This is a genomic window from Flavobacterium antarcticum DSM 19726 (assembly GCF_000419685.1).
GTDB classification, from domain to species: Bacteria; Bacteroidota; Bacteroidia; order Flavobacteriales; family Flavobacteriaceae; genus Flavobacterium; species Flavobacterium antarcticum.
Genome location: NZ_ATTM01000003.1, coordinates 395,926 through 415,771, shown reverse-complemented (window position 1 = coordinate 415,771; position 19,846 = coordinate 395,926). Strand labels below are relative to the sequence as shown.

At 33.8% G+C, this 19,846-nt stretch carries 17 protein-coding genes and 1 tRNA gene; 6 read left to right on the top strand and 12 right to left on the bottom strand.

The annotated features are described in order from the left end of the window. Positions 1-31: 31 nt before the first annotated feature. From YWA_RS0107165 to YWA_RS0107140, 6 genes are all read right to left on the bottom strand, one after another. A complete protein-coding gene (locus YWA_RS0107165; RefSeq protein WP_022827824.1) occupies positions 32-622 on the bottom strand; it encodes an OmpH family outer membrane protein in 591 nt (196 codons plus the stop codon). A 237-nt stretch (positions 623-859) separates the two neighbouring features. Beyond that, entirely contained in the window at positions 860-1,720 is an 861-nt protein-coding gene (locus tag YWA_RS0107160) for a class I SAM-dependent methyltransferase (RefSeq protein ID WP_022827823.1), read from the bottom strand. After that, complete coding sequence (locus YWA_RS0107155) at positions 1,710-2,237, bottom strand: hypothetical protein (RefSeq protein WP_040472128.1); 528 nt, start codon at positions 2,235-2,237, stop codon at positions 1,710-1,712. Before YWA_RS0107155 ends, YWA_RS0107160 begins: the two co-directional genes overlap by 11 nt. 1 nt (position 2,238) lies before the next feature. After that, positions 2,239-4,110 (bottom strand): tRNA uridine-5-carboxymethylaminomethyl(34) synthesis enzyme MnmG, encoded by a 1,872-nt coding sequence (gene mnmG / locus YWA_RS0107150; protein WP_022827821.1) that lies wholly within the window; start codon positions 4,108-4,110, stop codon positions 2,239-2,241. A gap of 90 nt (positions 4,111-4,200) precedes the next feature. Further along, on the bottom strand, positions 4,201-4,620 hold the full coding sequence (gene ybeY / locus YWA_RS0107145) for an rRNA maturation RNase YbeY (protein WP_022827820.1): 420 nt from the start codon (positions 4,618-4,620) through the stop codon (positions 4,201-4,203). Next, positions 4,613-7,966 carry an ATPase gene (locus tag YWA_RS0107140; RefSeq protein ID WP_022827819.1) on the bottom strand — a complete coding sequence of 1,118 codons (3,354 nt, stop codon included), beginning with the start codon at positions 7,964-7,966 and terminating at the stop codon, positions 4,613-4,615. Before YWA_RS0107140 ends, ybeY begins: the two co-directional genes overlap by 8 nt. A 215-nt stretch (positions 7,967-8,181) precedes the next feature. On the opposite strand from YWA_RS0107140, the gene gltX reads away from it, so the two are divergent. Continuing rightward, entirely contained in the window at positions 8,182-9,687 is a 1,506-nt protein-coding gene (gene gltX, locus YWA_RS0107135; protein WP_022827818.1) for a glutamate--tRNA ligase, read from the top strand. 115 nt (positions 9,688-9,802) lie between these two features. Continuing rightward, positions 9,803-10,831 (top strand): SPFH domain-containing protein, encoded by a 1,029-nt coding sequence (locus YWA_RS0107130; RefSeq protein ID WP_022827817.1) that lies wholly within the window; start codon positions 9,803-9,805, stop codon positions 10,829-10,831. Positions 10,832-10,904: 73 nt separating this feature from the next. On the opposite strand, the gene YWA_RS0107125 is transcribed toward YWA_RS0107130, so the two are convergent. Together YWA_RS0107125 and YWA_RS0107120 are read right to left on the bottom strand one after the other, a co-directional pair. Then, positions 10,905-11,243: a YtxH domain-containing protein gene (locus YWA_RS0107125; protein ID WP_022827816.1), complete on the bottom strand. Its 339-nt coding sequence runs from the start codon at positions 11,241-11,243 to the stop codon at positions 10,905-10,907. Positions 11,244-11,537: 294 nt separating this feature from the next. Beyond that, positions 11,538-13,634: a glutamine--tRNA ligase/YqeY domain fusion protein gene (locus tag YWA_RS0107120; protein ID WP_022827815.1), complete on the bottom strand. Its 2,097-nt coding sequence runs from the start codon at positions 13,632-13,634 to the stop codon at positions 11,538-11,540. A gap of 76 nt (positions 13,635-13,710) precedes the next feature. Here YWA_RS0107120 and folB point away from each other — a divergent pair, with 76 nt between their 5' ends. The 3 genes from folB to YWA_RS0107110 all read left to right on the top strand — a co-directional run bounded on the left by folB (position 13,711) and on the right by YWA_RS0107110 (position 14,918). After that, positions 13,711-14,070 (top strand): dihydroneopterin aldolase, encoded by a 360-nt coding sequence (gene folB, locus YWA_RS0107115; protein ID WP_022827814.1) that lies wholly within the window; start codon positions 13,711-13,713, stop codon positions 14,068-14,070. A 140-nt stretch (positions 14,071-14,210) separates the two neighbouring features. Beyond that, positions 14,211-14,281, top strand: a tRNA-Cys gene (locus YWA_RS15665). A gap of 352 nt (positions 14,282-14,633) precedes the next feature. Then, a complete protein-coding gene (locus YWA_RS0107110; protein ID WP_022827813.1) occupies positions 14,634-14,918 on the top strand; it encodes a hypothetical protein in 285 nt (94 codons plus the stop codon). A 9-nt stretch (positions 14,919-14,927) separates the two neighbouring features. Here the strand turns inward: YWA_RS0107110 and YWA_RS0107105 are convergent, their stop codons facing one another. The 4 genes from YWA_RS0107105 to rnr form a co-directional block, all read right to left on the bottom strand. Further along, a complete protein-coding gene (locus tag YWA_RS0107105; protein WP_022827812.1) occupies positions 14,928-15,587 on the bottom strand; it encodes a GldM family protein in 660 nt (219 codons plus the stop codon). 177 nt (positions 15,588-15,764) lie between these two features. Further along, positions 15,765-16,451 (bottom strand): LysE family translocator, encoded by a 687-nt coding sequence (locus YWA_RS0107100; protein WP_022827811.1) that lies wholly within the window; start codon positions 16,449-16,451, stop codon positions 15,765-15,767. A 70-nt stretch (positions 16,452-16,521) separates the two neighbouring features. Continuing rightward, positions 16,522-17,208: a head GIN domain-containing protein gene (locus YWA_RS0107095; RefSeq protein ID WP_022827810.1), complete on the bottom strand. Its 687-nt coding sequence runs from the start codon at positions 17,206-17,208 to the stop codon at positions 16,522-16,524. Then, on the bottom strand, positions 17,198-19,381 hold the full coding sequence (rnr, locus tag YWA_RS0107090) for a ribonuclease R (protein WP_022827809.1): 2,184 nt from the start codon (positions 19,379-19,381) through the stop codon (positions 17,198-17,200). The genes YWA_RS0107095 and rnr overlap by 11 nt, the downstream gene beginning before the upstream one ends. Before the next feature lie 105 nt (positions 19,382-19,486). Here rnr and YWA_RS0107085 point away from each other — a divergent pair, with 105 nt between their 5' ends. Then, on the top strand, positions 19,487-19,726 hold the full coding sequence (locus YWA_RS0107085) for a DUF2007 domain-containing protein (RefSeq protein ID WP_022827808.1): 240 nt from the start codon (positions 19,487-19,489) through the stop codon (positions 19,724-19,726). Positions 19,727-19,846 lie beyond the last annotated feature (120 nt).

Sequence of the window (19,846 nt, the reverse complement as noted above, 5' to 3'; positions counted from 1 at the left end):
AAGGAAGGCTTAATTTAATGTGAAATAAAAATTACTTTTTAGTTTCTTCTTCTTTTTTAGCTTCAGTAACTGGCTCTTTTTTAGAATCTTTTGAATATTTATCGTTCAATAATTTAATCATATCTTTTGTAATGTCATATTGGTCTTTTGCATATAAAACCGTTGCAGCATCGCCTGTTCCGTAAATGTAATCGTAGCCTTTCTCTTTACCGTAGTCTTTGATAAACGATTTTACACTTTTTACTAAACTATCCATTTCTGCAGCACCTTCCATTTGCAATTTTTGACCTACACTTTGAGCCGCATATTGCAAACGTTGTTGTCTTTGCTCTAATTCAGCATTTTTTTGTTGAGCCCAAGCTTGCCCGTTCGCTTGTGCATTTTTTTGAAAATTGGCTACTTCAGCTTTAAAGTTAGCTTCTTCCACTTCGAATTTCTTAGCTTCCGCTTCCGATTTGGATTTGAATTTAGCATCTAAATCTTTTGCTTCCGTATATTCTTCCATTAGCTTGGCTGTATCTACATACGCAGTTTTCAATTCAGTAGAAGTACTTGCCGTTTGCTCTTTGTTACAAGAAATTATTGAAACAGCTAGAGCGATAATTAAAAGTGATTTTTTCATTTTATAATTGTGAAATTTAATTTTTTAAATTGGATGTCAAAAATAACAAATTTTAGCGTTAATGGAAATAATTTAGGTTTTTGTTCTGAATATCTACTTATAACTTTTTACTATTAACATTTGATTTCCTATAGATTTAAGCCCGAAGAAACGATCGATTTTAAATGCTTTTAAAACAGAAACAAAACAAATCGAATATTTGGTCTATTTAGAACGCCAAAACGTCGTTAAAATGCTTTATTTTGATTTTTTGTCGTTTTTTATAATATAAATGAGTGAAGAATATTGAAATCGCTTCTTCGCTTTGTAATTTGACTTAAGTCCAACATAAATTGCTTTAAAGAAATTCATGTATCCTTTTTTATATTTTTCCGAAAGCAAGCTCACATAAAACGCATCCCATTTCATAGGAATCATTTCAACCACTTTCATTTGTTTTTCCTGAAACAAGAGTTTAATTGATTTCTTTGAGAAATGCCATAAGTGTCGAGGAACATCGTAAGCTGCCCAAAATCGTTTATAATACCTCGCATCAAAAGAACGGAAATTTGGAACAGCAATAACGAGAACGCCATCAGGTTTTAAAACTCTTTTCAGTTCTTTAATTTGTTCGTCCAAATCATAAACGTGTTCCAAGACATGCCACATGGTAATAACGTCAAATGAATTATTTGCTAAACTTTGAATATTGTCTACAAAAGAAATGCCCTTTTCAGATGCCATATTTCTTGCGCCAAGATTCGGTTCAATTCCGGTCACAATCCATTTGTTTTTTTGTGCCAATTCTAAAAAATGTCCGGTTCCTGCACCAATATCTAGTAAAGTACCTTTTTCAACATGAAAATGTTGAATGATATTCAACTTGTTTTTCAAAGTAAAACCTCTTACTATTTGGTATAAGAAACTAAATAAACCTTTCTTTTTGTTCGAATGCGAAATGTAATCTTCGCTTTCATAGTATTTCGACAGCTCTTCAAGACTTGGTTTTGGAAACGTAATCAGCATGTCGTACTTGCCATCGCGATACAAACCGAATGTTTCTTTCGAAACGGTATAATCTTTAACCGTCAAATAAATTTTTTTGGCGTTATCTATCATTACTGAAATATTCTTCTTTTAAATTTTTTAAGTATTTTATCACAATATTTTGGTAGAGTGAATCGTCTTTCAAGCAGTCTTCATTTTTATCATTGGTCACAGAAATAACAATAAAATCCGATTGGTTTCCCAATTTTGAAGCATCAGGAATTTGATTTTTCAAAACGAAATCTGAAGTGTTTATGTATTTATCCGTTTCGTCTCTATCGTAAACATGCAATATAAATTGTTCTTCATTTATAGTGAAAGGAATTTCTCTTTGGTTAAACGTTTGCAGTTTATAATGGTTAATTAAAAATTGCTGAAAGGGCAAAATCTTTTTATTATTCTCAAAAACAAAAGCAGTTAAAGCCCCGTTTCCTACAACAGGTTTCGCATTGGGAACCAAAACATAATCTTCAATTGTATACTGTGGTTTATTGATTCCGCAACTTACTGAAATCACAAACAAAAGCAGAATCGCAACCAACCTCCTATTCACAAGCCTTAACAAAGTTGTTTCACGTGGAACACTCATTTTATCTTCCCATATAAATTAGCAATACCGAAATGTCACTTGGTGAAACACCGCTGATTCTAGAAGCTTGCGAAATTGTAACTGGACGTATTTTCGACAATTTTTGTTTTGCTTCAAACGACATCGATTTGATTTTCTCGTAATCAAAATTCTCTGGAATCTTTACATCTTCAAGTCTAGTTAGCTTGTCGGCGTTGTTTCTTTCCTTATCAATGTAACCAGAATACTTCACTTGAATTTCTGCTTGTTCTAAAATCTCTTGGTCAACATCTGCATTCGCAACATATTCTTTAACCTTATCAAACTTCATCACATCTGCCAAATCAATTTGAGGTCTAGAAAAAATCTTAAACATTTTGTCAGATTGCGAAACTAAAGCACTTCCTTTCTCTTCTAAAATTGGATTCGCTTCTGCAACGCTAACACTAGTTTCCTTGAAAAAATCAACTAGTTTTTGAGATTCGTTGAATTTATGCTCCATTCTACGCATACGTTTTTCTGAAGCTAAACCTATTGCAAAACCTTTTGGAGTTAATCGTTCATCAGCATTATCTTGTCTCAATAGCGTTCTGTATTCTGCTCTTGAAGTAAACATTCGATAAGGCTCTTCAGTTCCTTTTGTAATTAAATCGTCAATTAAAACACCGATATATGCTTCGTCACGTTTTAATATTAACGGCTCTTTCTCGTTGATTTTTAAATGCGCATTAATTCCAGCCATCAATCCTTGCGAAGCCGCTTCTTCATAACCTGTAGTTCCGTTGATTTGTCCGGCAAAATACAAGCCTGAAACTAACTTCGTTTCAAGCGTATGTTTCAATTGTGTTGGCGGAAAATAATCGTATTCGATTGCATATCCTGGACGAAAGAATTTCACTTTCTCAAATCCAACAACTGATTTCAAAGCTTTATATTGAATATCTTCTGGCAAAGAAGTTGAAAAACCATTTACATAAACCTCACACGTCTTCCAACCTTCCGGCTCAATAAACAATTGATGTCTTTCTTTATCCGCAAAACGATTAATTTTATCTTCAATCGATGGACAGTATCTCGGTCCAATGCTTTGAATTCTTCCATTAAACATTGGCGAACGGTCAAACCCTTCTCTCAAAATATTATGAACTTCGTTTGAAGTATACGTCATATGACAAGAACGTTGATGTGTCAAAGGTTTTGTTACGTCCGAATAAGAAAACTTATCTGGCTTTGCATCGCCTAATTCTTCATTCATTTTAGAATAATCCAAAGAACGGCCGTCTACTCGAGGAGGCGTTCCTGTCTTCATCCTTCCTGATTCGAAACCTGCATTAACTAAATCTTCCGTGATTCCATAAGCGGCACTTTCTCCTGCACGACCCCCACCAAATTGTTTTTCACCAATATGAATCAATCCATTTAAGAAAGTTCCGTTTGTCAAGATTACAGCTTTTGCACGAATTTCCACTCCTAGCGAAGTTCGAATTCCTTTTGCAACGCCATTCTCAATGATTATTCCCTTAACCATTTCCTGATAAAAATCAAGATTTGGCGTTCCTTCCAACATCATTCTCCACTCTTCTGCAAAACGCATTCGGTCACTTTGAACTCTTGGCGACCACATTGCTGGACCTTTTGATTTGTTCAACATCTTGAATTGAATCGCCGTATTGTCAGAAACAATTCCTGAATAACCACCCAATGCATCAATCTCACGTACAATCTGTCCTTTTGCAATTCCACCCATAGCAGGATTACAAGACATTTGCGCGATGTTCTGCAAACTCATTGTCACCAATAAAGTTTTGGAACCCATATTCGCAGCAGCAGCAGCAGCCTCTGAACCGGCATGTCCAGCTCCAACAACAATCACATCATAAATCTCTTCAAACATCTATTTTCTTTGTATAATTTTAAATCAAATTTACCCCCCAACTAAAGTGTTCCACGTGGAACAATCAACTTGGATATTGTAATTTGATTCTTATTGTTCCACGTGGAACAATTGGATTTTTTCTTCTTCTTTAGTCCGCATAATAGCTTCCTCTTCTGGAGATTTGTCTTTGTAACCGCAGTAGTGTAAAATACCGTGAACGATTACGCGCTGCAATTCGTCCGCAAAAGTCACGCCGAAATCTTTAGCATTATCAGCAACTCTTTCGACAGAAATAAAAATATCGCCGTGTAATTCGTTACCCATAGAATAATCAAAACTAATTACATCAGTTAAAGTATCGTGTTCGAGGTATTCCACATTGAGTTTGTGCAGGTAATCATCATCACAAAAGATGTAATTAATCTCACCTTCCTTTTTACCTTCTGATAAAATTACACGAGAAATCCAATCTTCAAAAGCTGGTTCGTTGCCTAACTCAAAATCCGTTTCGTAGTTAAAACTAATCATTTACATTAAAATATTCCTTAACCTTTTGGCTAAAATTCGAGCGCAAAGGTAAGCTTTGTCGATTTAATATTTCTATGCTGTTTAAATATTCTTTCAATGCAGGTGTTAGAGCGCCTTTGCTACCGTCAAATTGCTTTGTATTGGCTTCAGCCTGCCTTTTCTCTTCTTCTCCTTGCTGTTGCATCGCTTTGTCTAACTTTAATAGCTCATAATTTAAATTCAAAACCTTTTGCAATGTTTCGTTTTTGAAACCTTCATTAAGCAATTGTTTTTCGATTTCTTTCATTTTGTCCAAAGCACTTTGACCACTTCCTGACATTCCTTTCTTGTTCAATTCATTTTGCAAAGCCTCTCTCAATTGTCTTTGCTCTTTGTAAATCTCCATTATTTCTTTGGCATTGCCTTCTCCATTTTCGCCGTTTTCGCCTTCACCATCTTTTCCGCCACTTCCCGATTGACCTGGTTTTTGACCCGGTTTTTGTCCTGGCTTTTCACCACCTTCACCTTCTTTGCCGTCGCCTTCTTTCTTACCGCTTTCCTTCCCTTTTTTCATTCCGTCTTTCATCTTCTCGCCAAGACCTTTCTGTTTCATCATAATATCCGGCAACTGCATTTCTCCTTTACCTGAACTTGGTTTTGGCTTTCCTTTACCCGAACCAGATAACGACATTTGCATGTTATTCAAAACATCACTCAACATATCAGCCAACTTATTTGCTGAAGAAATCGTGTATTGTTGGTGTGAAGTACCTTTCGGAACATTAGCTTCGACTAAATTATCTAAAGCCTTTTCAATATTGTAATGTACATTGCCAATCTCTTTCGTAATCGGTTCGTTCATTTGTGGATTTCTCAATGACAACGCAAATAAGCTGTCGTCTACGTGTTGAAATTGCAAGCGTAAATCTTGTTGCGATTTCAAATACTTATTATACGATGGAGCGCCACGTTTTAGGTTCTTAAAAGTTTTCATTAAGTCTTCTTGCGAAAAAGAAAATGACAACAAGTTATCCATCACTTGACGCAGCATCGCTACGTCCTCTTCCATCTGTTCTTTGTCGCCACCCGCCATACTTTCTTCCATCGCACCCGACATTTCCTTCATTTTCTTGGAAGCACTTTTCTGTTTCGGTTTGGCTTTAGCTTTATTCTCTTTTTGTAATTCTTCTTTTGCTTTATTTAAATCTTCATCAATACTTTTTTCCTTTTCTTTATCGGTTGGAATATCCATCGGACTTTTCAACTCTTTGTTTTCCTTTTCCAAATCCTTCAAATCCTCTTGAATCGCATCAAATTCCTTGTTGATTTTATCTTGATTCTCGGCATTATTTTTATCATCTTTATCAGACAACTCATCTTGCTTTTTAGAAAGCTCTTCTAATTTATCGGCAATTTGTTCCGCTTTCTTTTCGACGTAAAAACGCTTTGTAAGTTCAACAAGTTGTTCCAAAGTTTTGGCTTGGTTTTTACTCACTTGCTTGAACTGTTCCATTTTCTCAAACAATTCTTCTTGCTTAATTTTATCATTTAACTTTTGCAGTTCGTCCAAAAGCTTTTGATTTTTCTCTAAATCCTTTTGACTTTCTTCTAAACGTTTTTGCAATGCTTCTTTGAATTCATCTTTTTTATCCGACTTGAGTTTATCCAAATTCTCGTCCATCTTCTTTGTAAATTGCTTCATCATCTCGTCTTGTTGTTTTTGACGCTTGATAAAATCATCTACTTTTTGTTGGTCTTTAAATTCATGACTTGATTTTTCTTTGTTTGATTTTTGAAGTTTGTCTAATTCTGAAAGTTGCTTGTCTTGCGATTTCAACGATTTCTGCAAACCACTAATATTGCTATTCTGCTCTTGCATCAACTCGTCTTGCTTTTCTTGAACCGTCTGAATGCGTTCTGAAAAAACAGTAGATTTTGTACTTTTGAAATTGTGCAACGCATCGTTATCAAAAACTTCAAAATAATATTCATAAGAAACTCCTTCTTCTACTGGCAAATTTCCCGGGAAGCTAAAAATGAATTGGTCGAAAACATCACGCTTTACAGCTAACTCCTTCTTGAATGCTTTATTCTTTGCATTCGACGGATAGTAGACAATTTGCAATTTCGACAAGCCATAATCATCTGAAATTTGTCCTACAATTACGTTTTCATCTACTTTTAAACTATCAGGAACATTATTCACAGAAATAACTGGAAATTGGTCTTTGATAACTGATAATTGATAGTTGAGTTTCTCAAAGCTTTGAACGTTATGATTTGAAGTAATAATTTGATATTCTGTGTTTTGTGAAATTATTTTACTCCAATTAAAGTTATTATTTTCTGCGGTAAAAGTCGATTTAGTCTTAAAATCAGTCCATTCTACCTTATCTGTGGATTGCGTTGCCATTTTCCAAGTAATTTTTGAACCTTCGGAAACAATTGCATTTCCCGTTCCTTGAATAGATTCGGATTTGCGATTCAAATACGATGGGAATTGAATTGTCATTTCGAAATTTGCAATTGTTGGCACTTCCACTACTTTCAATTCATAATTGTGTGAAGAAACTTTATTAGCTTCCACGTGGAACGAAATATTCTTTTGTGGTTTTGAAAAAGTATATTCAAAAACTCCTGCTTTGGAACTTTCCATAAAATAACTTTCGTTATTTATAAATACCATCGCATTTTCAGGAATGACATTTCCCACGGATTTCACTTGAACTGTAAAATCCTCTCCTTCTTGCGTTGTCAAATCTTTATTCAGAATTACAAATTCAAATGGAGCTGGTGGCGTAAACTGCTCTTTGTAATTCACCACACGATTCAAACTTTGACTAATCATCTTGCTATTTCCCGAAAGGTAGAAAAACACAAAAAACAAGATTGGTAAAATTGCTAAAGGAATGTACTTTCTATTTCCTTTAAAATTAACAGCGTTTTGAAATGGAATCGGTTGAAGTGTTTTGGCTTTTTGTTCAATTGAAGCGATTAATAATTCGGAAGAATTTTCATCTTTTGAAAGTTGAAGGAAATTTGTAAGCTTGTCGCTGACTTCTCCAAAATGATTTCCAATAATAATAGACGCTTGATTGTAATCAATTCCTTTTTTGATTTTGAACAGTTGGAATATTGGAAAAAGAATATATCGAACTACTAAAAGAATTTCGACAATAATAAAAGTCCAAAACAAAATTGTTCTTCCTGCTGGTTTTAACCAAAGAAAATATTCAACGAAAAGTGTGAAAATAAGATACAATAATCCTAAACCCACGAAAAATAAAATTCCTTTTATTAATTCGTTGGTATAAAATTTACGGATAAATGCTTCTAACTTTTGATAAATCAATGCTTTGTTTTCCAAATTGCAAACACTTTTAGTTATAACCGATAAAAGTAATGATTTATATGAACTTGAAATGTTAAAAAATGTTCGTGAAAACGCTTAAATTCCTGACAATTTTTTTTAATTTTTGCAACAGATTAAAATGATTTCCACAGATTAAATCATTTTAATCTTTATAATCTGTGGCAATAAAGATTTTACATATCTTATCTTTGCAAAAAAATATACCTAAAATGTCAAAGCAAGTTCGCGTGCGTTTTGCACCAAGTCCAACGGGACCTCTACATATTGGCGGAGTTAGAACCGCGTTATTCAACTATCTTTTTGCTAAAAAACACGGAGGAACTTTCTATTTGAGGATTGAAGATACCGACCAAAATCGCTTTGTTCCTGAAGCAGAACCGTATATTTTGGAAGCATTGGAATGGTTGGGAATTTCGCCTGATGAAACTATTGGTAAGAATGAGAAATTTGGCCCTTATCGTCAAAGCGAACGCAAGCATTTGTACCAAAGTTATGCTGAACAATTAGTTGCAAACGGTTGGGCTTACTATGCTTTTGATTCTTCGGAAGATTTAGACCAGTTGCGTAAAAATACGGAAGAACAAGGAAATACGTTCATATATAATCATACAATTCGTGAGCGTTTAGACAATTCGCTAACGGTTGAAGCGGATAAAGTGGCTGAACGAATTACAAACGGAGAAGATTATGTTATTCGTTTTAAAACGCCTGTGAATGAAATTTTAGAATTAAAAGACATCATTCGTGGTGATATTCGATTTGATTCGAACTTGCTTGACGACAAAGTTTTGTTCAAAAGCGACGGAATGCCAACCTACCATTTAGCGAATATTGTGGACGACCATTTGATGGAAACGACGCACGTGATTCGTGGTGAAGAATGGTTGCCTTCGCTTCCACTCCACTTTTTGCTTTACAAAGCTTTTGGTTGGGAAGCTCCTGAATTTGCACATTTACCTTTGATTTTGAAACCTGTTGGAAACGGAAAATTATCGAAACGTGATGGAGATAAATTAGGTTTTCCCGTGTTTCCTTTAGAATGGAGAACAGACGAGGGAATTTCGTCAGGTTATAGAGAAAAAGGATTTTTCCCAGAAGCAGTTGTCAACTTTTTAGCACTATTAGGTTGGAATGACGGAACGGATAAAGAATTATATTCATTAGAAGAATTAGTTGAAGCGTTTGATTTGAGTAGAGTTCACAAGGCTGGAGCCAAATTTGACCCGGACAAAAACAAATGGTTCAACCACCAATATTTAGCTTTGCAAACTGATGATGATTTAGCTAAAGCATTTGCACCTTTCTTATATGAAAAGGGAATTGACATCGATTATACGGCTTTAGTGAAAATTGTAAGTTCCATTAAAGAACGAGCAAATTTCGTAGAAGAATTTTGGGAACTTGGAGATTTCTTCTTTGTAGCGCCTGAAAAGTACGACGAAAAAGCAACTAAAAACTGGAAAGAAGAAACACCACTTTTGATGCAAAATGTAGCTGATTTACTGAATGAAATTGAAGATTTCAGCTCAATGAATGTAGAAACCACTGTCAAAGCGTGGATGGCAGAATTTGAAATCGGAATGGGTAAAGTCATGCAACCTTTACGTTTAAGCGTTGTTGGCGCTTTAAAAGGCCCTCACCTATTTGATATTATCGAGATTATCGGAAAAGAAGAAACGATAAAGCGAATTGAAAAAGCAATAGCAAGCTTATAAATAGCAAGAATCCTTTTAGAAGTCAAATTTTAAAAGGATTTTTTGTAAATAATAAATTGTAACTTTCCCTGTTTTCCGTCGTATAATTATTTTAACCTCAAACACCAAAAACAAAATGGATGTATTTCTTTATGTTGTTCTTATTATAGGTTTATTCCTATTTCTCTCCTCTTTTTTTACTGTTAAACAACAAACTGCTGTCATTATCGAACGTTTCGGAAAATTTACGAGCGTTAGAAGTTCAGGTTTGCAACTTAAAATTCCGGTTGTGGATAGAGTTGCAGGTCGTGTGAACTTGAAAATTCAACAACTTGACGTTATTATTGAAACTAAAACAAAAGATAACGTGTTCGTTAAAATGAAAGTTTCGGTTCAGTTTAAAGTAATTCAAGATAAAGTGTATGATGCATTTTACAAATTAGAATATCCGCACGACCAGATTACTGCTTACGTTTTTGACGTAGTGCGTGCTGAAGTTCCAAAATTGAAATTAGATGACGTTTTCGAAAGAAAAGATGATATTGCAATTGCTGTAAAACGCGAGTTGAACGAAGCGATGACTACTTACGGTTACGATATTATCAACACATTAGTAACAGATATTGACCCGGATATTCAAGTGAAAAACGCAATGAATCGTATAAACGCGGCTGACCGTGAAAAAACGGCTGCAGAATTTGAAGCTGAAAGTTCAAGAATTAGAATTGTAGCGAAAGCAAAAGCGGAAGCGGAAAGCAAGCGTTTACAAGGACAAGGTATTGCCGACCAGAGACGTGAAATTGCACGTGGATTGGTAGAAAGTGTAGATGTATTGAATAAAGTGGGAATTAACTCGCAGGAAGCTTCTGCATTGATTGTGGTAACACAACATTACGATACGTTGCAAGCGATTGGTGCGGATTCAAATTCTAACTTGATTTTGCTTCCAAATTCGCCTCAAGCAGGAAGTGACATGTTGAATAATATGGTAGCTTCGTTCTCTGCTTCAAACCAAATTGGCGAAGCGATGAAAGAAGGAAACAAAAATAGAATAGCAAAGAAATCTAAAAAAGCTGCAGATGACTTTAAACCTTCTGACGATTATCAGAATTTAAAAGATGAAGAACATCCTGAAAATGGAGACAATTACGATTCAAGAATTTAATTTCTTTAATTGTAGAAATAAAAAAAGAGGCTTTGATAGCCTCTTTTTTATTGAATTAATAATCCCTTAAATATTACATTTTAGGACTTGCATTATGAGCTGCCTTTTTCAACTCTTGTAATTTTCTTTCTAATTGAGCAATTACTTCTTCTGATTTCTCATCAGCGTTATCTACTAAATTATCAAATGCTTTTTCTAAATCAACTTTAGTCTTGCTGAATTTACTTTTTACAGTGTCCGATAATTCTCCGAATTTGTTCATCAAATCATCTTTCGAACCGTCGTATTTATCTTTGATTTTTCCTCTTGTTTTTTCTCCTTTTTCTGGAGCAAATAAAATTCCAATTCCTGCTCCAATTGCAGCACCCGCTAAAAGCGCTAATACTGTTCCTCCGTTATCTTTTACTGACATAGCTTTTTGTGTTTAATTAATTTTTATTAAAGTTACAAACAATTTGCTTTCGTCTTGTTAATAAGCCGTTAAAGTACTCTTATTTTATTGCCAAACTTAAAATTAAGCCAATTAATGGCTAAAAACTGTTTCAACGAAGCACAAACTCTAAAAATTATTTATTTTGCATTAAATCGATTTATTTAAAGCCGAATTTAATAGCTAAATCTTATTAATTGAATGAATTCAATCGTCATTTTCAATCATAAAAAAAGTCTGCAAATTGCAGACTTTTAATTGATGTATTTTAAAAATTTAGATTATTTCTGAAATAGCAGTTTTCACTTCTTCACTTTTATCTCTTTCTTTCATTTCAATTAATTGATTTTTGAAATGTGCCAAATTTTCAGGGTCTTGTTTCAATAAGTGAATTGTTTCAATTCTAACAAAAGGCGATTCACTTTTCAATGACATTCCATATAACTTTTGCAAAGCTTCAGTTTCAACATCTGAAATTTTGATGGCTTTTGAATATTTCAATAACCAATTCGCAAACAAAAGAGAACTTTTATTATTGTTGGTATTTTTACGAATCGCATTTTGCAACAAACTAAAATCAGAAATACTTTCGATATTTTGAGCAATTGCTTGTTCAATCACTTTTTGATTTTCTGCATCAACTTTGAAATATTTATTGATGTCTTTTAAAGAATTGTTGATTGCATTTTCCTCTTTCTTGCCTTTCTCTTCCCAAGCATCTTTAAGTCCAACCGTTTTATTGAAAATTAAGTTTTCCGCAGTCGTGTCTTTATCAACCGTGAAATAACCCAAACGTTGAAACTGAAATTTATCTTCTGCTTGAGCCGTTAACAAACTTGGTTCCACATATCCCGTAATCACTTTTAACGAATCAGGATTGACGAATTCAAGGAAATCTTTCTCTTTGTGTCCGTCAGGTGTTTCATCTGTAAATAAGCGGTCATAAAGCCTAATTTCAGCTGGAATCGCGTGCTTTATGTCAACCCAATGCAATGTTCCCGCAACTTTTCGCTGACTTGCCTCTGTCCCACTTCCACTCAAAGAATCAATATCATAAGAAACTTGAATTTCTGTAATGTTTCCATCATTATCTTTAGTTACACTCTCACCTTTGATGATGTAAGCGTTTTTCAATCTAACTTCTTTTCCTAAAGATAAACGGAAGAATTTATTAGGAGCTTCTTCCATAAAATCTTCTCTTTCGATATAAATTTCACTCGAAAAAGGTACTTTTCTGAAACCTGCAGATTCATCTTCTTGGTTATTTTCTGCTTCCAACCATTCTACATGATTTTCAGGATAATTGGTAATAACCACTTTAATTGGGTCTAAAACCGCCATAACTCTTGGAGCAATTTTATTCAAATCCTCACGAATGCAGAATTCTAAAACAGAAACATTGATTAAGTTTTCCCTTTTAGCAATACCAATAGTTTTGGTGAAATTACGAAGTGAAATTGGCGTATAACCACGTCTTCTTAAACCTGAAATCGTAGGCATCCTTGGATCGTCCCAACCTGTAACATGTTTTTCATTTACCAATTGTAGTAATTTTCGCTTACTAACAATCGTATGTGAAAGATTTCTACGAGCGAATTCTCTTTGTTTTGGACGTACTTTATTTTCATCTGCAACTTGATCTAAAAACCAATCGTATAATTCGCGGTGTGGCAAAAATTCAAGTGTACAAAAGGAGTGTGAAATTTGTTCTAAATAATCACTTTCACCGTGAGCCCAGTCGTACATTGGATAAATGCACCACTTCTCCCCTGTTCTATGATGAGATTTATTAATAACTCTGTAAATAATTGGATCACGCATCAACATATTTGTCGATTTCATGTCAATTTTTGCTCTTAAAATATGAACGCCTTCTTCGAATTCTCCGTTTTTCATTCTTTCGAATAAATCAAGATTCTCTTCAACAGAACGATTTCTGAATGGTCCGTCAATCCCTGGAGTCGTTGGCGTTCCTTTTTGAGTCGCCATTTCTTCCGAAGATTGGCTGTCAACATACGCTTTATCTGATTTGATTAGCATCACTGCCCAATCGTATAATTCCTGAAAATAATCAGAAGCATAACGTTCTTCGGTCCATTTATAACCCAACCATTCTACGTCGCGTTTTATGGCGTCTACGTATTCTTGTTCTTCTTTTGCAGGATTGGTATCGTCAAAACGAAGGTTTACAGGAGCTTGATAATCAATTCCTAAACCAAAATTTAACGCAATAGCACTGGCGTGTCCCAAATGCAAATAACCATTAGGTTCGGGTGGAAATCGGAAACGTAATTTATCTTTAGATAAACCGTTTTTTAAATCTTCCTCAATAATTTGTTCAATGAAATTCAATGATTTCTCTTCTGTTGACATTATTTTGTAATTTTGACAAAGATAGAAAATGTTTTAAAAACGTTTTAACTTTGAACTTGAATTAAACCTGATTACAATGGGAACAATAAAATTGAAAAATATTCGTGTGTACACCAACCACGGCTGCTTGATTGAAGAAGAAAAAATTGGCTCTGATTATGTAGTTGATTTGGAAATAAAAACCGATTTACGCAAGTCGGCTGAAACAGATGATTTGAATGATACTGTCGATTATGTGCATTTAAATCAGATTGTAGTGGATGAAATGGCGATACGTTCGAAACTTTTAGAACACGTTGCTCATAGAATTATCAAACGAATTTTTGATGAAATTCCATCTGTTTCAAGAATTTTATTAGCCGTTTCAAAAATAAATCCGCCGATTGGTGGTGACGTAGAACGAGTTACGATTGAAATGGAGGAATACCGTAGTTAAGGGATTGAAAGATAGAAGGATTGAAAGATGGAGGGACTAAAACGTTGATAAATAGACTGATTCAATTTTAATAAATTTTTTAAAGTTTAAATTTTTAAAGACTAAAGATTTTAATTACATTTGCAATCCGTTTAAACAATGGCGTCGTGGCCGAGCGGCTAGGCTGGGCTCTGCAAAAGCTCCTACTCCGGTTCGAATCCGGACGATGCCTCTAAAAGAGATACAGAAATGTGTCTCTTTTTTTTGTGGTTAATTTTTAGGAAAAATTAGATAAAATGGTAGTTCGAATCCGTACGATGCCTCAAAAGAGATACTGAAATGTGTCTCTTTTTTTTTGTGGTTAATTTTTAGGAAAAATCAGATAAAGAAGTAGTTAGAATACTATTCTTTTCGATTATCCTGCAAGGTCTTTTTTCGACCTTGTAGGTATTATTAAGACAAGACCTACAAGGTTTTAAAAACCTTGCAGGAAAAGTAGAATAACTAACAAATCTTCAATTTAAATAAACGTTTAACTTCTAAATAATTTAAGTAATTTCGTTTCTCAATGAATATTTGATTTAATGCAATATTTAAAACTTACTCCTATTCTAATTGTTTTCGGAATAATAGAAATAATCCTACTAATTTTTGCTTTCAATTATCTTTTTATTGACAATAAAGGTGGGATGGCACTTGCTGGAACATTAGCATTTATCGGTGCAGTTGGAAATATTGTAATTTTGTCTGTAGAGCAGATTATAGCAAACAATGTTGCTAATTCAAAGTTGCTATGGTTAGTCGAAATAATATTAATTGTACTGATTGCACTCTATATCTCAATTAATGGAATAACTTTTTGGCAATAACCAAAAGTTTTACTCTTTAATTATTATTTTAATCGGATAAACTGAACCTCTGCAAATGTTATGAGGATTTGCATATCGTACATTTTCAACAGAAAAAATTGCACCAACTTTAAGTTTATTGATAAGATTCAATGCTTCTTTTGAAAATGTATTACCTTGAACTTTAATAGTATTGCCTTTTGAGACGATATCGAATTCGTTCACTTTAAAAGATTCACCCTCGAAATCTAAATCAAATTTGAAATCATTTATTCCAACAGAAATTACAGCTTTTTTAATATCATCTTTTGTTAGCTCAATAATACAATTATAACAATTTTCATCATCTATTTTAGCAATTATTTGAGGAATGTTGGCTATTTTAAATACATGTTCTTCAACCGAAATAGAATCATCAAAATTTGTAATTGTAACAACAATCTTGGTATCATTTCCTTTTCCAGGAATTATTATATATATTCCTTCTGAAACTTCCTCTACACCAACTCCTTTAACAGTAAAAGATTTACAATCAGAAACAGCTATTGAAATCGGATTAGCAATTCCTCTGTAAATCGTTTTTACTTTGTCTAATGCAATAACGCTTCTTTTGACAGTAACTATTGTATCTGATTGAGCATTAACGCTAAAACTAAAAAGGATTATTAACAGAAAGAGGAAATTTCTCATAAAAACGTAATTTTAAAAAGCCAAAAGATAAAAAGAAGCCGAAAGATTTCCTTCTATCCCCGACAGGAAGGAGGATCATCGCTTTTTTCAAGCGGTAGCCGGAAGGATGGCGGGAACATAATTAAATAAATGCCTAGAGATGAGATTCTGAACTAAAATCAAAATGACAAATAAATATTAATCGTGCTTCGGTTCTATCTTTTCTAAAGCTTGTTTCACTAATTTTTGGTCGCTTGGAAACCAACCTTGAAGCATGATTGTTATTCCAAAAATAATTAGTAAAACACTTGTTACTTGTTTAATTTTTAGAATATTTCCCGGTGTCATTTTGCTTTTTAGTCGTTTTGCTAAAAGGATTTTGATTATGTCCACTATCAAATAAGTGGCGATAACTGACGCAAAAAATACCGCTAATCTTGAAGTTTTAAGTTCTAATTGTGGACCAAAAGTGATAAAGATTAACAACCAAAATCCAAGAACTCCAACATTAATAAAATTGAGCAGAAAACCTTTTACTAATAGTTGGAAATAATTTTTTTTGATAAGTTCAATTTGGTCTTTAAAGTCGAGTTTTTTGATGGCCTTTTTCTGTTTGACAAAGGAGATAACGCCGTAAGTGACCATAATTAGTCCGCCGAAAATGAATAAAGCAGGTTCGTCTTTGATGTTGTTTATGAGTCGGTAACTACTGAAATAAGCGATGGCAATGAAAACCAAATCGGCAGTGACTACTCCGGCGTCAAATACTAAAGCAGCTCTAAAACCTTTAATAGCAGCTGTTTCCAAGAGTACAAAGAAAACTGGGCCAATCATAAAGCATAGCAAAATACCAAGTGGAATTCCTAATAAAATATCTTCAATCATTGAATGAAATTATCATTGAGCAATCACAAATATAATTGAATTTTACAAAAGAGTCGGCTTTTATACCAACTTACCTCTTGCTTTCATTGATAGAACCTCCTAAAGTGGTGCTTTTGTTGATTTGTTGTGGACTTCCGTAAATGGTAATGTTCCCTCCTGCTCTAACTTTCGCATCGACTAATTCGCTTGCACGAATATCCGCTTCTCCACCTGTAGTAATTTTGATACTTGTTTGCACAGTTTGCAAATCTTCTGCTTGCAAAACGCCTCCTGTTCCAAGAGAAACATCGCTGTTGGTAGCCTTACCTTTGATTTTTAGAATTCCGCCGGTAACCGCTCTTAGATTCACTTTCTTGACATCTAAATTCAAGCGAACTTCTGCACCTTCTTTCGTATCTACTTTTATAGCAGTCTGCTTAATTGGGGTGTCGCAGATCACATAAGAACCTTCATTAGCACTAATTTCATTAATATCTTTGAAGTATAATTTTACCGAAACATCTTCACCATCTAGAATGTTTTTGACAGCCATTCTAATTTTTAATGTTCCGTTTTTATTAACGATTTCAACATCATTAGCGCGACTTCCTGTGATTTCAATTCTATTTTCATTTGAATCAATCAATTCAACAGAAATTTTATCAAAAACGCTTACACTGTCAAATTCACCTAAATTTTTAGTCACTTGGGAAAAACCTAAAGCCGTAACAAAAACCATTAATATACTTGCAATCTTCTTCATTTGTTTATTTTTCATTTTTTCTAATCAAGGTAAAATCCAGTTGTTTTTTAACCAAATCTGCATTCTTCACTTTCACAATAACTTCGTCACCCAACTGCAATAAATTTTTTGTCATTTGGCCCACTAAAGCATATTGCTTTTCATCAAACGTGTAATAGTCGTCTTTTATTTCACGGATGCGACACATTCCTTCGCATTTGTTTGCTATAATTTCAACAAAAATTCCCCATTCTGTCACTCCAGAAATAACACCCAAGAACTCTTCGTCTTTGTGGTCTTGCATGTATTTCACCTGCATGTACTTGATACTGTCGCGTTCTGCACTTGTAGCTAAACCTTCCATCGTAGAACAATGTTGTGATTTAGTTTCGTAAAGTGCTTCATCAACTGACTTTCCGCCGTCTAAATAAAACTGCAACAATCGATGCACCATCACGTCAGGATAACGACGAATTGGCGATGTAAAATGCGAATAATAATCAAAAGCTAATCCATAATGTCCAATATTATTTGTTGAATATTTGGCTTTACTCATCGTTCTAATTGCCAATGTGTCAATTAAATTCTGCTCTTTTTTACCATTAACATCCGCCATCAATTGATTTAGCGATTGCGAAATATTTCCTTTTTCACGTAAATCTATCTTGTAACCAAATTTAGCAATCACAGTTTGCATCGCAATTAACTTGTCAACATTTGGCTCGTCGTGAATTCTATAAATGAACGTTTTCTTCTGTTTTCCAATGAATTCTGCCACTTTTCTGTTTGCCAAAAGCATGAATTCTTCAATCAAATGATTCGCATCTTTCGACACTTTGAAATAAACGCCGGTAGGTTCACCTTCTTCATTCAAGTTGAATTTTACTTCTACTTTGTCAAAAGAAATTGCTCCATCTGCCATTCTTTTTCTACGCAAAATTTTAGCAAGCTCGTCTAATTTCAACGTTGCTTCAACTAATTCTGGGCCAACGATATATTCTTCATCAGTAATTGAAATTTCAGCAGGAATAATATTTCCCTTTGTTTCGATGATTTGTTGTGCTTCTTCGTACGAAAATCTTTGGTCAGAATGTGTTACCGTTCTACCAAACCATTCATTAACGACTTGTGCTTTTTCATCAATTTCAAAAACAGCAGAAAACGTATATTTCTCCTCATTTGGTCGCAAAGAACAAGCGAAATTAGAAAGTACTTCAGGTAACATTGGCACTACTCTATCAACCAAATAAACTGAAGTCGCTCTTTGATACGCTTCATCATCTAAAATAGTTCCTTCTTGCACATAATGGGAAACATCAGCAATGTGAATCCCGATTTCGTAATTTCCATTCTCTAATTTTTTGAACGAAAGTGCATCATCAAAATCTTTTGCGTCTTTCGGGTCAATCGTATAAGTCAACGTATCTCGCATGTCGCGGCGTTTTGCAATCTCTTCTTCAGAAATAGAAGTATCTAATTTCTGTGCAAAAACTTCCACTTCAATTGGGAATTCAGCTGGTAATCCGTATTCAGCTAAAATGGCGTGAATTTCCGTATTGTGTTCTCCTGGTTTCCCTAAAACTTTTAACACAGAACCAAACGGACTGTCGGCTTTTTTAGGCCAATCTTCAATGTGAACTAAAACAACATCGCCTTGTTCAGCTTCTCCTAATTTATCTTTTGGGATAAAAATATCAGTATACATTTTAGGATTTGCAGTGGAAACAAAAGCAAAGTTCTTTTGAATATCGATTACTCCTACAAATTCTGTTTTATTTCTTTCAACAACTTCAATTACTTCACCTTCAGGACGTTTTCCTTTTCTTCTGTTGTAAACGTAGACTTTTACTAAGTCTTTGTCTAAAGCTCTGTTTAAATTATTGGTTGGAATAAATACATCTTCTTCCAATTCGTCACAAACGAAATAAGCCGTTCTACGACCGGTCATATCAATTTTTCCTTCGTAATAATCTTGACTAATTGCTTTGACAAGATACCTTCCAGGTTCTGTTTCTACAATTTCCTTTTTAGAAGCTAAAATCTTTAAATCTTTTATAATCTCATTTCTACTTTTTGTATCGTCTACGTCAAGAAGTGTAGCTATCTGCTTATAATTAAAGGCTTTATTTGCGTGTTGTGCTAATATTTTTACTATTTTTCCAGAGAAGTCTTTCTCTTTATTTCCTAATTTTTTAGGTATCTTACTCATAATCTTTTTATATAATGTCGAAAATTACAAAGAAGATACTTAACTTTCTAACACGAAAGTCAGATTTATTGAAAATATAACGTTTGCAGACTTTGTTCACACACTATGGAAGAATTTAAAACAATTGCCATTTTTAACTATCCACATGAAATTGTGGTTTTAAAACACATTCTAGAACAAGAGGAAATTCAATATTATTTTGAAAATGAAACGATGATGAATATTGTTCCTTTTTACGGAAATGCTTTGGGCGGAATTAAACTTAAGATTCATCCCAACGATTTTGAAGTAGTAAAATCTATTTTGAAAGAATTAGAAGACAATAACGATTTGAAAATTGTTTAAGTTGTCAACATTTATTTATATAATAAAAAAGAAAAGGAAATTTAAATTTAATTTTTAATGGTTATTATAGCGTGTTAATAGTTACTATAACTTTCTGAAAAACGTATGCTAAATCAAGTT